General features: G+C 33.6%; 14 protein-coding genes. 6 read left to right on the top strand and 8 right to left on the bottom strand.

Features of this window, described 5'->3' with window-relative positions; all coding sequences use genetic code 11:
• The first annotated feature begins 12 nt into the window (after positions 1-12).
• Positions 13-1,083 carry a 3-dehydroquinate synthase gene (gene aroB, locus DFQ11_RS06740; RefSeq protein ID WP_110475103.1) on the top strand — a complete coding sequence of 357 codons (1,071 nt, stop codon included), beginning with the start codon at positions 13-15 and terminating at the stop codon, positions 1,081-1,083.
• On the opposite strand, the gene DFQ11_RS06745 is transcribed toward aroB, so the two are convergent.
• The 3 genes from DFQ11_RS06745 to DFQ11_RS06755 all read right to left on the bottom strand — a co-directional run bounded on the left by DFQ11_RS06745 (position 1,080) and on the right by DFQ11_RS06755 (position 3,364).
• The gene (locus DFQ11_RS06745; protein WP_233487597.1) at positions 1,080-1,484 is read right to left on the bottom strand and encodes a DinB family protein; all 405 of its coding nucleotides are present in this window, start codon (positions 1,482-1,484) and stop codon (positions 1,080-1,082) included. The two genes, aroB and DFQ11_RS06745, sit on opposite strands and share 4 nt — an antisense overlap.
• Positions 1,485-1,664: 180 nt before the next feature.
• Positions 1,665-2,144, bottom strand: coding sequence for an Lrp/AsnC family transcriptional regulator (locus tag DFQ11_RS06750; RefSeq protein WP_110475105.1), 480 nt, complete (start codon positions 2,142-2,144; stop codon positions 1,665-1,667).
• 74 nt (positions 2,145-2,218) lie between these two features.
• Positions 2,219-3,364 carry a M14 family metallopeptidase gene (locus DFQ11_RS06755; protein ID WP_110475106.1) on the bottom strand — a complete coding sequence of 382 codons (1,146 nt, stop codon included), beginning with the start codon at positions 3,362-3,364 and terminating at the stop codon, positions 2,219-2,221.
• Positions 3,365-3,667: 303 nt separating this feature from the next.
• Here DFQ11_RS06755 and DFQ11_RS06760 point away from each other — a divergent pair, with 303 nt between their 5' ends.
• Positions 3,668-4,036, top strand: a complete 369-nt coding sequence (locus tag DFQ11_RS06760) for a helix-turn-helix domain-containing protein (RefSeq protein WP_110475107.1) — start codon at positions 3,668-3,670, stop codon at positions 4,034-4,036.
• A gap of 40 nt (positions 4,037-4,076) precedes the next feature.
• Positions 4,077-4,463 (top strand): hypothetical protein, encoded by a 387-nt coding sequence (locus DFQ11_RS06765; protein ID WP_110475108.1) that lies wholly within the window; start codon positions 4,077-4,079, stop codon positions 4,461-4,463.
• A 413-nt stretch (positions 4,464-4,876) separates the two neighbouring features.
• Here DFQ11_RS06765 and DFQ11_RS06770 read toward each other — a convergent pair whose 3' ends face one another.
• From DFQ11_RS06770 to DFQ11_RS06790, 5 genes are all read right to left on the bottom strand, one after another.
• A complete protein-coding gene (locus DFQ11_RS06770; protein WP_110475109.1) occupies positions 4,877-7,516 on the bottom strand; it encodes a DNA gyrase/topoisomerase IV subunit A in 2,640 nt (879 codons plus the stop codon).
• Positions 7,517-7,990 carry a hypothetical protein gene (locus tag DFQ11_RS06775; RefSeq protein ID WP_110475110.1) on the bottom strand — a complete coding sequence of 158 codons (474 nt, stop codon included), beginning with the start codon at positions 7,988-7,990 and terminating at the stop codon, positions 7,517-7,519.
• Positions 7,987-9,846, bottom strand: coding sequence for a DNA topoisomerase IV subunit B (locus DFQ11_RS06780; protein ID WP_110475111.1), 1,860 nt, complete (start codon positions 9,844-9,846; stop codon positions 7,987-7,989). The genes DFQ11_RS06775 and DFQ11_RS06780 overlap by 4 nt, the downstream gene beginning before the upstream one ends.
• 398 nt (positions 9,847-10,244) lie before the next feature.
• Entirely contained in the window at positions 10,245-11,339 is a 1,095-nt protein-coding gene (ychF, locus tag DFQ11_RS06785; RefSeq protein ID WP_110475112.1) for a redox-regulated ATPase YchF, read from the bottom strand.
• A gap of 267 nt (positions 11,340-11,606) precedes the next feature.
• Entirely contained in the window at positions 11,607-11,963 is a 357-nt protein-coding gene (locus DFQ11_RS06790) for a 4Fe-4S dicluster domain-containing protein (protein ID WP_110475113.1), read from the bottom strand.
• A gap of 189 nt (positions 11,964-12,152) precedes the next feature.
• On the opposite strand from DFQ11_RS06790, the gene DFQ11_RS06795 reads away from it, so the two are divergent.
• The 3 genes from DFQ11_RS06795 (at position 12,153) to DFQ11_RS06805 (ending at position 15,472) form a co-directional block, all read left to right on the top strand.
• On the top strand, positions 12,153-13,211 hold the full coding sequence (locus tag DFQ11_RS06795; RefSeq protein WP_110475528.1) for an acyl-CoA reductase: 1,059 nt from the start codon (positions 12,153-12,155) through the stop codon (positions 13,209-13,211).
• 163 nt (positions 13,212-13,374) lie between these two features.
• Positions 13,375-14,436 carry a 3-phosphoserine/phosphohydroxythreonine transaminase gene (gene serC, locus DFQ11_RS06800; protein WP_110475114.1) on the top strand — a complete coding sequence of 354 codons (1,062 nt, stop codon included), beginning with the start codon at positions 13,375-13,377 and terminating at the stop codon, positions 14,434-14,436.
• An 85-nt stretch (positions 14,437-14,521) separates the two neighbouring features.
• Positions 14,522-15,472, top strand: coding sequence for a D-2-hydroxyacid dehydrogenase (locus DFQ11_RS06805; RefSeq protein ID WP_110475115.1), 951 nt, complete (start codon positions 14,522-14,524; stop codon positions 15,470-15,472).
• Positions 15,473-15,564: the final 92 nt, after the last annotated feature.

A 15,564-nucleotide genomic window follows, 5' to 3' on the forward strand; every position in this document is an offset into this window, starting at 1 on the left:
AGTCAATTTACGATGAAAGCAATTCGCACAAATAACACCAATATATTTTTTAATTCTGACGTATATTCAGAGTTAAATCAATTTATTCAAGAAAAACAGCCTTCTATCATTTTTATCTTAGTCGATACTAATACTCACGACTATTGCTTACCACAATTTCAGCAACGTTTAGAATCTGGAGACATTCCAATTGAAGTTATGGAAATGCCAGATGGCGAAGAACATAAAACCTTAGATATTTGCATAGGCGTTTGGGAAGCTCTATCGGAATATAATGCAGACCGTCAAAGTATTCTTATAAACCTAGGAGGAGGCGTAGTAACAGATTTAGGTGGGTTTGTAGCTAGCACCTTTATGCGTGGCATTACCTATATTAACATCCCAACATCCTTACTTGCTATGGTTGACGCATCTGTTGGAGGAAAAACAGGTATTGACTTGGGCGGTTTAAAAAATCAAGTCGGAGTTATAAATGAAGGAGCTATGGTAGGTATTGATACTTCATTCTTAGATTCATTACCAAGAAACGAAATGGTTTCTGGTTTTGCTGAAATGCTAAAACACGGATTAATATCCGACAAGAACTACTGGTACACTTTAACTCATTTAGAACAATTAGATCTATCGGATTTAGATCAATTAATTTACGACTCTATTGTTATTAAAAACAACGTAGTTACTAAAGATCCGAAAGAAAAAGGTTTACGAAAAATTCTAAATTTCGGACATACATTAGGTCATGCTATTGAAAGTTATTTCTTGGAAAATGGGGATAAAACACCTTTACTACACGGAGAAGCGATTGCTATTGGTATGATTCTAGAAACCTATTTATCTACCAAAGTTTGCGGCCTTAGTCATGAAGCTTTAGAAGAAATTAACAGCGGAATTTTAAAAACTTTCTCTAAAGTTGAAATCACTAAAGAAGATCAGAAATATATTATGGACCTTTTGAGATATGACAAAAAAAATAGTCATAGTGTTATAAAATTTGTTCTCCTCGAAGCCATTGGCCAACCAAAAATTGATTGTGTTGTAACGAATGAACAGATCCTTGAAGCCTTTGACTATTATTCAAATTAAAGATAACGCTCTTCTATAATTTGAATATGATGATTTTCATGACCAACAATCATATAACCTAACGCTCGTACGGAAAAAGGACAACCACTAGCCTCTCCTATTTCCAATAAGGCTGATGAGCTAAATCCTTGAAATAATGTTATTGTTGAGTGTCTCATCGATTGATATTCATCTAGTAAATCTTCCATAGTTCTATTATTTGCAAAGCCATTACTTACATAATTGTCTTGTTCAAACCCAACCATTGGGGTTTTATCACGTCTAGCGATTCGTAATGCTCGATAAGCAAAAATTCTTTCGGTATCTATAGTATGTAGTAAAATATCTTTAATAGTCCATTTACCCATAGCGTAAGCATAATTGTGTTTTTCATATGGAATGGATGAATAAAAAGACATCATTTTATCTAAATTTAACAACAATCCTTCCACTATGCTGGACTTTGAATATCCTTTTTCAATATAAATTTGATAATAAAAATCATATTCCGTGGGTTTTATCGAATTCATAATTTACATATTTAAATAAAAAAAGCCCGTAGTAATTTACTAAGGGCTTTTTCAAATTTTATATCGACTTGATTATAACTCATTAAAAATGGTGTGCATTAATCGTTTTTTATCATTTAGACTTTCCTCTAAAGAAATCATAGTCTCCGTTCTGTACACGCCGTCTATATCATCTAACATGAAGATGATATCTTTAGCATGCATAGTATCCTTTGCTCTGATCTTACAAAAGATATTAAATTTACCTGTAGTGATATGCGCCACAGTAACGTATGGAATTTGATTGATTCGCTCTAATACAAATTTAGTTTGAGACGTGTTTTGAAGGAATACACCAACATAAGCTATAAACGAGTAATCTAACTTCTGATAATCTAAAGTTAGAGACGACCCCTTTATTATTCCCGCTTCCTCCATTTTCTTTACGCGGACGTGAACTGTACCTGCAGAAATCAGTAATTTTTTAGCAATATCCGTGAATGGAATTCGCGTATTATCAATAAGCATATCAAGTATTTGGTGATCAACTTCATCCAATTTAAACTTTGCCATAATTATATTATCTTTAGATTAAATGCAAAAATAAAACAATTTCACTAACAATTATGCATTATAAGTTAAACCTTTTAAGGTTTTAGTGAGATTCTTTCATTATTTATCATTACGAAATCGTTTTCGTAACCTTCCTTCAATTCTAAATTTTCGCAAGTTACTACCAAACCAGCTTTGGCATTAATTTCTCTATGCCCAAATTTCATATCTAGTATAGATATCTTTTCAACTCTAGGAACGAATTTTATTTCACCATCTATTAATGATTCCTGATATTGTATAGCAATATCCATTATATCATTTTCCGCCTCTGATAGCTTTGCATTCCTTATTATAATATCGTAAAAACATTTAGTGTTTTCTGGAATTTGAAAATAAGCTTCATATGCTATTTCAGAAACTCCAGTTGCTATGACATGTAATCCTTTAATAATGGCGATAAACATCAATCGTCGTACTTCCTCTCTTTTATAATCTTGATGGAAATGTCCCGCTTCATACAATAAAGTTGGAACACCAAAATTTTGGAATGTATCACCTACACAATTCAAATTAAATCCATCATCGTACCGACCTACACCATTCGGAATTTCCTTTTGAAGCAATTCGTTTACAACAGCTATAATTGACATAGCCACCTTCCTATTTGGTGTTAACCAGCGATTAGCATCTTGCGAAGGAGATAAAAACGATAATGAAGCAACCTTACCCATTTCTCCAGCTCCAAATATGGTACGTTGCCCATGAAGATTAAAACAGAAATCTGGTTTAAAATCGTTGTATACGCTTCTTAGTACTTTACTTTCTGGTTGGGATAAATCTTGTGCGTCTCTATTTAAGTCGACTTGATTAGCATTCAATCGTGTATACAATTCCGCACCGTCAGGGTTTAATATTGGAATAACAACTAATGTGCACTGATTTAAAATTGCATTAGATATTTCATTATCAATTTCAAATAAATTAAAACAATCCAAAAGCGCTTTTGTGGAAGTCGATTCATTTCCGTGCATTTGAGACCATAGTAAAATTTTTATGGGACCATGACCAAATTTCAAACTATATATAGGTCGGTTTTCAACAGAATATCCTTTTATAGATATTTTCGATTTCGATAGATCCTCCAGTGATTTTTCAATATCAGAATTGGTAATATACCGACCAAATAAGTCAGCTGTTTTTACTTTAAAAAACAGACTATTTAAAAGCTCTAAATTCATATAACAAATTTACAAGTTACAAATGTAATCATTTGATATTTTACATTTGTAAACAACTAAACCCACCCCCTTTGTTACAATCTTAAACACACAACTGCTCACTCTCAATTTATTATTTGATACAGATTGAAAATAATTCAATGAACATCATTTTGAATAGTTTTTAATTTGATTATCAGTAATATTAACTTTTTTATCAAACTAATACTTTAACTAATATCATGGATTTATTGTTTTTGTTCTTATTATAAGCACACAATTGTTTACATTTGTGACGATAAGCAAGAAAATATAAAGTTTACAATGATAAACTCAGTAGAATTTACTAAACGACTTCAAAAAGTGATAGATCACTATGGCGAAACAGCTTCTAGTTTTGCTGAAAAAATTGGCGTGCAGCGCTCTAGTATTTCTCATATTTTAAGCGGTAGAAACAAACCTAGTTTAGACTTCGTCATGAAGGTTCTTCACGCTTATCCAGAAGTTGAATTATATTGGTTGATGAATGGCAAAGGAAGTTTTCCACAGATATCCAAAATTTCAGAATCACCAAATTCAAATACCACAGCCCCTCCCCAAAACCAACAGCTTTCAAATTCAGAATCTGACGCCGATATTGAAAAAATTGTCATCTTCTATAAAGACGGTACTTTTAAGAGCTATAAGCCTTAATATTAATTGCACTATTTACTACCTTTGCAAAAAGATTACTATGAAACTATTTGGCGGTTTGCTTTTATTGATATTATTCACAAGTTGTTATTCCGTAGAGCGCAATTGCACAGACTACAAAACAGGAACATTTGAATTCACTTACGTTATTGACGGAATAGAAGAAACAGGACGTTTTACACGTACCGAAAACTACAATATAGACTATTATGAAGGCAAGGCTGATTCATCGTCTATACGATGGATAAATGATTGTGAGTTCATTTTAAAGAAACTCAATCCACAAACTAATTCTGAAAAAGATGCTATTCACATGAAAATACTTTCAACCACTGAGGATACATATACGTTTGAATATAAACTCGCGGTAAAAAGACCAAATAAACCCTTACGAGTTGAAAAAGGAGTTGCGAAAAAGGTGGATTAACGGACCATTCCCATTTCTGACGACTTTAGGCACTGCAAAACCGTCAATCTCTTTAACATTATGAACGCTTAATCTAGTCTGCGTAGAATAGCAGTCAATACAAGAGCCTTACAACACGATTTGGTGCTCTTAACCTCCTTTTATTTAAAATTGGCTTAATGTATTATTAACACCACTCAATAGGTGATATTTACGTTATTAGAAGTATGACATAATTAGGTCGATTTCACATATTAAAATACCGTTAATCACATGGTTCACCACAATCCCTTAAGCATTATCAACTATAAAACACAAAGTCCTTTAACCGATCTATAATACTGACCAAAAGAACAGATATATTACGTTTAACATTTCACTGCATATCTAAGCTATAAAGTACTAGATAAAACGATAATTTATTTAACACTCTTCTAAAACAAAGTCACCTGACCCTTATCATCTAGTTTGGAATCATCATCATCCTGATTATTATTACTATCACTAGAACCTTTAGATACCGTTTCTTCATCTACCACCTCTATATCATTAGCAGGCACTTCTTCCGGAGCGTCGTATGGTAATGGATCCATCAAATTAATCTGATTCACTTTATCCTTAGTAAGCTGATTTCCTAATGCAGTAACCCCTTTTACTGAAATAAACTCTTCAAGATTAACCTCCATATTTGGCTTTCGCTCTTTACCTCTTTCTTTCGTAAATTCCACGTCTGCCATTGGTTTCCAATCGGTAGAAACAACTTCTAATTGTGTATTTGGATGGTCGGAGATAAAAGACTCTTCTTTTCCCTCTTGTTCAATTAAAAAACGCTTAACATAATACCTCTCCTTTTCGCCATCAAAATAAATTGCTGAAATCGGCTTTTTAGGAATCCATTTTTCTAAGACAATCATGTCATTGTCAAAATGCGTTGTTAATTCTGGAATGATTGTTTTAACTACACCTGATTGGTTAATTATTAACAACCTATCTTCACCTCTAAACTCACCTATTAATTCACCTCTTCCATCAACATTAAGTCGCTGAACCGTATCATCAAACCATATTTTGCGAGGTTTTAGAGTAGAAACCCCTTTCTCTTTAAGCTCAACACGCTTTATAGCGTATTTAGTAACTCGATTACCTTTTGAAGATCGACCTTTAATAAGAATATCTGCAAAGTCTAAATCCCATTTCAATTTTTTAATACTACCCACCTGACGTAACATAATAGTTACCACTTCAGCTTCCCCATTTGGATTCGCAGAGAAATACCACAAAGCTGAGCCTTTTGTTCCGTTCGTTAAATCGTACTCGCGATCTCGAGTTATACTCGTCACCGCAAAACGTTTTACATAAGAAGGCCCTCCTTTTCCATCACGATAAATCATATTATAAATGGTACGCTTATCTTTTTTCTTAAAGACAGCAACGTGTATTATATTCTTTCCTACAAAGGTTTTAGAATCCACCTTTGTGACCATCATTTTACCGTCGTTGGTGAACACAATTATATCATCGATATCACTACAGTCACAGACATACTCGTCGCGCTTTAACGCCGTCCCGATAAAGCCTTCTTCTCTATTTACATAAAGTTTTGTATTGCGAATAACTACTTTTGTTGCATCAACATCATCAAAGATTCTTATCTCAGTTTTACGTTCTTTTCCTTCTCCGTAATCCTTTTTCAATCTTTCAAAATACGCTATAGCATAATCGATTAGATTGTTTAAGTGATGTTTTACTTTAGCTATTTCTTCTTCTAATGCGTCAATCTTTTGCTGTGCCTTATCTATATCGAATTTAGAAATACGTTTAATTCTGATTTCAGTTAAACGCGTAATATCATCGACTGTGATTTTTCGTTTTAAATGTTTTATATGAGGCTGTAGCCCTTTATCAATAGCATTTATAACACCATCCCAAGTTTCTTCTTCCTCAATATCACGATAAATTCTATTTTCAATAAAGATTCGCTCTAAAGACGCAAAATGCCATTGCTCTTGAAGCTCACCTAGTTTTATTTCTAATTCACTTTTTAAAAGCTGAACCGTATTGTCCGTTGAACGACGTAACATTTCTGAGACCCCAACAAAGTATGGTTTATTGTCTTCAATAACACATCCTAATGGTGAAATAGAAGTCTCACAACTCGTAAATGCATATAGAGCATCAATTGTCTTATCTGGAGACAACCCAGAAGGGAGATGGATTAAAATCTCTACTTCGGCCGCTGTATTATCTTCAATTTTCTTGATTTTTATTTTTCCTTTCTCATTAGCCTTAAGAATTGAATCAATAAGTGAAGATGTAGTTGTACCAAAAGGTATTTCGGTAATGACTAAAGTATTCTTGTCGCGTTGAGAGATTTTAGCGCGCACTCGAACTCTACCTCCACGCATTCCATCATTATAATTTGTGAAATCGGCTATTCCTGCAGTTGGAAAATCTGGTAAAAGTGTAAATCGCTTACCTTTTAAATGTTTTACAGAAGCATCAATAAGCTCTATAAAATTATGAGGTAATATTTTTGTAGACAAGCCTACTGCAATACCTTCTCCTCCTTGCGCTAAAAGCAGAGGAAACATTACAGGTAGGTTTATAGGCTCTTTACGACGACCATCATATGAAGCTTGCCATTCTGTTATTTTAGGGTTATAAACCACATCTAAAGCAAATTTAGAAAGTCTTGCTTCAATATAACGAGAGGCTGCCGCACGGTCTCCTGTTAGAATGTTTCCCCAGTTTCCTTGGGTATCTATGAGTAAATCCTTTTGACCAATTTGTACCATGGCATCTGCAATACTGGCATCACCGTGAGGGTGGTATTGCATAGTATGACCAACAATATTCGCTACTTTATTATAACGACCATCATCAAGGTCTTTCATGGAGTGCATAATTCGACGTTGAACTGGCTTAAAACCATCTTCAATCGCCGGTACAGCACGCTCTAAGATCACATAAGATGCGTAATCTAGAAACCAATCCTTATACATTCCGGTAACCTTCTTAATCGTTTCTTGGCTACCATTTTCGCCGTTCAACAATTCGTCATTTTCTCCAGCCATTTATCCTTGTTTATTCTTTTTGTTTTCCTTAATAATTTTTATCAAAGACTGCTTTATAAATTTTGTCTTTTTTCGCTTCAAAAGTGTGATATTAAAACGTTCCGTAGCAATTTTACCATTGCTCTGAGTCGTGTAAATTATAAGACTTTTATAAAATAGATAATTTTTGATTTTAAACCCTGATAATTTTTCCTTAGAAATTTCAACCTTATGCTCTCTATAATTGAAAAAATCATTTAGAATTAAGCCACTATTGGTAATAATAATCTTTGCACCATCACTATCATACTCAAAATATCTTGCTACAAAATGAACAATTCCCACGGTTATTAATAAACCAATTAACACATACAGTGAACTACTTTCAAATAGCTGATACGAATTAAAGACCGTACCTAACAATACCGCCAAAAGTATTAATACAAAATAAGTGGAAATAATGGTATTTTTTACCTTTCTATTATCTGTTCTCATATTGTTTCCTCAATCACATCAAGCTCTACTCTAAGATTATCTATAATGAATTCTTGTCGCGTAGGTGTATTTTTCCCCATGTAAAATGACAACAGTTCCTCAATAGACATATCTTTATCTAACATTACAGGATCTAATCGAATATTTTCACCAATAAAATGAACAAATTCATCGGGTGAAATCTCACCCAAACCTTTAAATCGAGTAATTTCAGGCTTCGGTTTTAATTTATCTATAGCTTCACGTCTTTCTTCTTCAGAATAACAATAAATTGTTTCTTTTTTATTTCGAACTCTAAATAATGGCGTCTGCAAGATATACAAATGCCCTTCTTTTATAACTTCTGGAAAGAATTGTAAGAAGAATGTAATCAACAACAACCTAATGTGCATTCCATCGACATCGGCATCCGTTGCGATTACAACATTATTATATCTCAAATCCTCGAGAGACTCTTCAATATTTAAGGCTGCTTGAAGCAGGTTGAACTCTTCATTCTCGTAAACAATCTTCTTACTTAACCCATAACTATTCAAAGGTTTCCCTTTCAAACTAAAAACAGCCTGAGTATTTACATCACGAGACTTTGTGATACTACCAGATGCCGAATCACCCTCCGTAATAAACAACGTGGTTTCTAAATATCGTTCGTTTTTGGTATCTCCAAAATGAACACGACAATCTCTTAATTTTTTATTGTGAAGACTGGCTTTTTTCGCCCTATCTTTTGCTAATTTTCTTATTCCAGATAATTCTTTACGCTCTCTTTCCGCTTGAAGAATTTTACGCTGAATCTTTTCAGCAGTATCTGGATTCTTATGTAAATAGTTATCTAAATACGTTTTAACGAAGTCATTGATATAAGTTCTTACAGTTGGTAAGTCACCACCCATATCAGTAGATCCTAATTTAGTTTTCGTCTGACTTTCAAAAACAGGCTCCATAACTTTTATGGCAATTGCAGACACAACCGATTTTCTAACATCTGAAGCTTCGTAGTTTTTACCGTAAAACTCTCTAATGGTTTTTACCAAGGCTTCTCTAAATGCTGACAAATGCGTCCCTCCTTGAGTGGTATTTTGCCCATTTACAAACGAATGGTATTCCTCGCTATACTGAGTTTTACTATGCGTTAAAGCAATTTCGATATCATCACCTTTCAGATGAATGATTGGATAAAGAAGATCTGTATCTTTTATGTTTTCAGACAGTAAGTCTTTTAAGCCATTTTCACTAAAATACTTTTCACCATTATATACTATTGTTAAACCTGGATTTAGGTAAACATAGTTCTTAAGCATCTTTACGATATACTCGCTTCGGTACTTGTAATTTTTAAATATAACTTCATCAGGAATAAAAGTTACCTTGGTTCCTTTCCTTCTGCTGGTTTCATCTAACATCTCTTGATTCACAAGATTTCCTTGCTCAAATTCTGCTGAAGCCGACTTACTATCACGAGTAGATTCTACTCTAAAATAAGAAGAAAGTGCATTAACAGCCTTGGTACCAACACCATTTAACCCGACAGATTTCTTGAACGCTTTTGAATCATACTTTCCACCAGTATTCATCTTAGAAACCACATCTACAACTTTCCCAAGAGGAATACCACGACCATAATCTCTAACAATTACACGTTCACCTTGTATCGAGATCTCAATAGTCTTACCAGCTCCCATAACAAACTCGTCAATAGAGTTGTCTAAAACCTCTTTGAGCAAAATATAAATACCATCATCAGGAGATGATCCATCACCAAGCTTTCCGATATACATACCAGGTCGCATTCGGATGTGTTCTTTCCAATCAAGTGAACGTATATTATCTTCAGTATAAGTAGACTGTTCTGACATAGGTATTTGTAGAAATTTAGATAAAGGGCTAATATAAGACTAAACGTTAAAAAATGAAATACGCTTTGTACAAAGTAATTAACAATAGCGCTTAATAACCACTTAAGTCTTAATATCCTTTCAAAGGGTTAAATTAATTAATTATAGGCACACCACAACATAATGTGACGCTATAATTTAACAAAAAAAATACGGAATCAAAATTGTGATGATATCGATAAAGCTTTTTAGTAAAAATTTACTCCTATTCCATTTATCAAAACCGTTTTTTTTGTTTCAATATAGACACAAAAATATCACACCAAGATTAAAAAACCTTAGCTCTAAGAAATCTCTTAACTGAATTGAAAATATAATTAAGGTTATAGAATATACTATACCCGACTGATGCACAAAGACTATACGTTAAACAAGAAGTGCATAACATCACCATCCTTTACCACGTAATTCTTTCCTTCTACACGCATTTTACCAGCCTCTTTCACTTTTGCCTCACTTCCGTAATGCACGAAATCTTCGTAAGCTATAACCTCTGCTCTAATAAATCCTTTTTCGAAATCTGAATGAATTACTCCAGCCGCTTGTGGTCCTGTAGCACCAACGTTAATTGTCCAAGCTCTCACCTCTTTTACACCCGCTGTGAAATAGGTTTGTTGATTTAATAATTTGTACGCTGAACGAATTAATTTTGCAGAACCCGGTTCATCTAAACCTATATCAGCTAAAAACATCTGACGTTCCTCATAATCATCTAACTCATTAATATCTGCCTCAGTTCCAACAGCTAAAACCAAAACTTCAGCGTTTTCATCTTTCACTGCTTCTCTCACCTTATCTACATAAGCGTTTCCAGTAGTGGCAGCGCCTTCGTCCACATTACAAACGTACATTACTGGTTTATCTGTAATAAATTGCGATGGTTTTACGTAATCTTCGTAATCTTCTTCAGAAAATTCTAAAGCACGTACAGAAATACCTGCCTCTAAATTTTCCTTAATCTTAAGAAGAATAGCTTCTTCTTTCTGAGCTTCTTTATTTCCAGTTTTTGCAGCACGCTTAACTTTATCTAGCTTTTTGTCAACAGTTTCTAAATCCTTAAGCTGCAACTCCATATCGATAGTTTCTTTATCTCTAATCGGATCAATTGAACCATCCACATGAACTATATTTTCATTATCAAAACAACGTAAAACGTGAAGAATAGCATCTGTTTCTCTAATGTTAGCTAAGAATTGGTTCCCAAGACCCTCCCCCTTACTAGCACCTTTTACAAGTCCAGCAATATCTACAATCTCTACCGTTGCAGGCAGAACACGTTCTGGCTTCACCAACTCTTCCAACTTCTCTAATCTCGGATCTGGAACGTTTACTACACCAATATTAGGTTCTATGGTACAAAACGGAAAGTTAGCACTTTGTGCCTTTGCGTTAGATAAACAATTAAATAAAGTTGATTTTCCTACATTAGGTAAGCCTACGATTCCTGCTTTCATCGAAAAGTGTATTTTTATACTCCCACTATTGTGAGAATCTTATTAATTTAAGTTGCAAAATTTGCGATTGCAAATGTAGTTAATTAACACAATACTTTTAATAAAAGATATTGGAATAATTCCGAAGTCAATTTAAATAAAAAATCAAGGCAAGACCTAATACTTATTTTCATCTAAATTGCCACTTTTACAAGCACAACAACCCTTCTTAATACAAAAAAATCCCAAGCATGAGCTCAGGATTCTTATTTTCAAAATCTATATGTATCAATGCCCATCAGGATGCATAAAACGTTGTTTAGCCAATAAAACTTCATCAGTCTCTACATGATCTTCATCTGGCACACAACAATCTACTGGACATACAGCAGCACATTGTGGTTCTTCATGAAAGCCCATACATTCTGTACATTTATCTGGAGCTATATAATAAACCTCATCACTAATTGGCTCTTGTGTTTCGTCGGCATCTACCTCTTTTCCGTTTGGTAAAACCACCTTGCCTGTTAAACTCGTCCCATCTGAATAGCGCCAATCATCGGCACCTTCATAAATAGCGTTATTTGGACACTCTGGCTCACAAGCTCCACAATTAATACATTCGTCTGTGATTATAATTGCCATAATTGTTTTAATTTATTTTGTCTAACTATCCGATAAGTTAATTTCCAGTTGTAATTCAATTTTAAACCATCTAAAACTTATTCTCAAGCTCATTTTTCTTTTAATTCCGTAATTTTGCATTCACGTCACAAATTCCTCGTGAATTGGCGTGCAAAAATAAAGCCAAAACATCGTATAACCAAACACTTTATGGATTTACAACAAAGAATTAACGCTTTTGTAAAATTAGGTCACTTTTTAAGTCAATTTCAACAAAATGGAATTAAAAAAAATGACGCTATTGAATCGAATGACCTATTTTTTGATGGTTTCAAACATCAAATAAAACTAGCTCAAGAACATAACGGTTGGTTTACAAATAAAAATGTTTTATTTGCTTTGGAGAATTGGTCTAATGCATTAACAGACAAGAATATTAAGTTATGGACTGAGAAGTATAACTTTAACCTTGAAAACCCTAAGAGAGTTGCGATAATTATGGCAGGAAATATTCCATTAGTTGGTTTTCATGACTTTTTATCAGTACTGATTTCAGGGCATAATGTTTTAGTGAAACAATCCTCTAATGACAAACACCTACTTCCATTTTTAGCCAAGTATTTAGAAGTTATTGAACCTGATTTTAAAGGTAAAATTAAATTTACTGAAGAAAAACTGGAAGATTTCGATGCGGTCATAGCAACAGGAAGTGATAACACAGCTCGTTATTTTGAATATTACTTCAAAAATAAACCATCTATAATTCGAAAAAACAGAAATTCTGTAGCAATTCTAACTGGGAATGAAACCCACGAACAGCTCGAGGCTTTATCTGATGATATTTTTAGATATTATGGATTAGGTTGCAGAAATGTTTCTAAAATGTTTTTACCAAAAGGCTATAATTTTGATGCCTTCTTTAATGCTGTCTACAAATGGCATCCTATAATAAATGAAGCTAAATACGCCAATAATTATGATTACAATAAGGCCGTATATATTATGAGTGAATTCGATATTTTAGAAAATGGATTTCTCATGATAAAGCAAGACGAAGCTTACGCCTCTCCTATCGCTACCTTATTTTATGATTACTATGAAAATATTACTGATCTTCAAAATAAAATAATAACTAATAAGGACCGAATTCAATGTGTTGTAGCCAATGGATTTTCTGATTCTGAAATTCCATTTGGAACCACCCAATACCCTCAACTTTGGGAGTATGCAGATAATGTTGACACTGTTGATTTCTTGTTGAAAATTTAGCCCAAAAATTATCTATTTAACAATACAGAATTATTATTTAATTACCATCTTTGTAGCTGTTTAATACAATTAAAAATTGATTTCCGAAATAGCAACTAGAACTCTTAAATAAGCGAAAAATTAAAAGAGCCACTTTTAACAATCGGAATTAAAAAAATCTTTCATGATAAAACACAATTTTAGTGCCGGCCCTAGTGTATTGCCAAAATCCGTAATGAAACAAGCATCAGAAGCTGTTTTAAATTTTGACGATGGCTTATCAATATTAGAAATATCTCATAGAAGTAAATCATTTGTCGAGGTTATGGACAAAGCACGATCGCTTGCCTTAGAACTATTAGGACTTGAGGGCAAGGGATATAAGGCGTTATTTCTTCAAGGTGGAGCAAGTACGCAATTTTTAATGGTTGCGCTTAATCTTCTAGAAAAAAGAGCAGGCTACTTAAATTCAGGGACTTGGGCAGATAAAGCTATAAAAGAAGCGAGAATATATGATGATATTTATGAAGTAGCTTCCTCAAAGAGTGCTAATTACAATTACATTCCTAAAGGATACGAAATTCCTGAGGACTACGATTATTTTCATTGCACTTCTAACAATACCATATTTGGAACACAGATGAAAAATTTCCCTAAATCACCTGTTCCTATGGTTTGTGATATGAGTAGTGATATTTTCACACGTCAAATCGATTATTCTCAATTTGATTTAATCTACGCTGGTGCACAGAAAAATATGGGACCTGCAGGAACAACACTTGTAGTTGTTAAAGAAGATATTCTTGGTAAAGTTTCCAGAAAAATCCCTTCAATGATGGATTATAAGTTACACATCAGTAAAGGAAGTATGTTTAACACACCTCCTGTTTTTGCAGTTTACGTATCTATGTTAACAATGCAATGGTTGAAAGATTTAGGCGGAATTAAAGCTATAGAAAAAGAAAATGAAAAAAAATCAAGCTTAATTTATTCAGAAATAGACCTAAACCCATTATTCAAAGGTTTTGCAGCTAAAGAAGACCGTTCAAACGTAAACGCAACCTTTACCTTAGAAAATGAAAATCTAAAAGAAACGTTTGAAACCATGTTGGTCGAAGCAGGAATTAGCAATGTAAATGGTCACAGAAGTGTTGGTGGCTATAGGGCTTCAATGTATAACGCTCTAACTTTAGATAGTGTTAAAGCATTGGTTGAAGTTATGAGTGAATTAGAAAGTAAAGCATAATTAATAAACGTCATTAAGAAAGAATCGAAGGCATCAAATTCAAACACTACCCTGATTCATTTTCACAATGACAAATTATATAACAATGAAAGTATTAGCAAACGACGGCATTTCAAATAGCGGTATCGAAGCTTTAGAAGCTGCGGGTTTTGAAGTTCTTACAACTACCGTAGCACAAGAACAATTGGAAAATTATATCAATAAACATAATATTACTGTTTTAATAGTTAGAAGCGCTACAACTGTTAGAAAAAACTTAATCGACAATTGCCCTAGCCTTAAAATAATTGGTCGCGGTGGAGTTGGCATGGATAATATAGATGTGGACTACGCTCGTAGTAAGGGATTGCACGTTATCAATACTCCTGCTGCTTCCTCACATTCCGTAGCAGAATTAGTTTTTGGACATTTCTACGGTTTAGCGCGATTTTTACATAATTCTAATCGTGATATGCCTTTAGAAGGTGATGCTAATTTTAAAGCCTTAAAAAAATCATACGCTAAAGGAACAGAATTAAAAGGAAAAACACTAGGAGTCCTTGGTTTTGGACGCATTGGCCAAGCCACAGCGAAAGTTGCTATTGGTGCTGGAATGAAAGTTGTAGCTTTTGATCCATTTTTAGAAAAAGCTAATTTACAATTAGATTTCTTTGATGGTCAAAAGGTTGATTTTGAAATTAAAACCATTTCGAAAGAAGAAGTCTTAAAACAATCTGATTTCGTAACTCTTCATGTTCCCGCTCAGGATAGTTACGTTATTGGAGAGAAAGAGTTTAGCCAAATGAAAGATGGCGTTATTATCGCCAACGCTGCGCGTGGCGGTGTTGTTGATGAAGTAGCCCTATTAAATGCCATTAAAAGCGGAAAAGTATCAAGAGCCGCGTTGGATGTATTTGAAAAAGAACCACAACCAGAAATACAGTTATTGATGAATCCTGCTCTGTCATTGACACCACATACCGGCGCTGCAACAAATGAAGCGCAGGATAGAATTGGTCTTGAGCTTGCTGAACAAATCATAAGCATATTAGGTTAACATTTTTAATGTGACCAAATCAATAAAAAAGAGTCCTATATAATGTGGGACTTTTTTTGTACCTTCAATGCTTATTATTTTAAAAAAAAAAA

The sequence above is a fragment of the Winogradskyella epiphytica genome, from assembly GCF_003217215.1.
In the GTDB taxonomy this organism is placed as follows: Bacteria; Bacteroidota; Bacteroidia; order Flavobacteriales; family Flavobacteriaceae; genus Winogradskyella; species Winogradskyella epiphytica.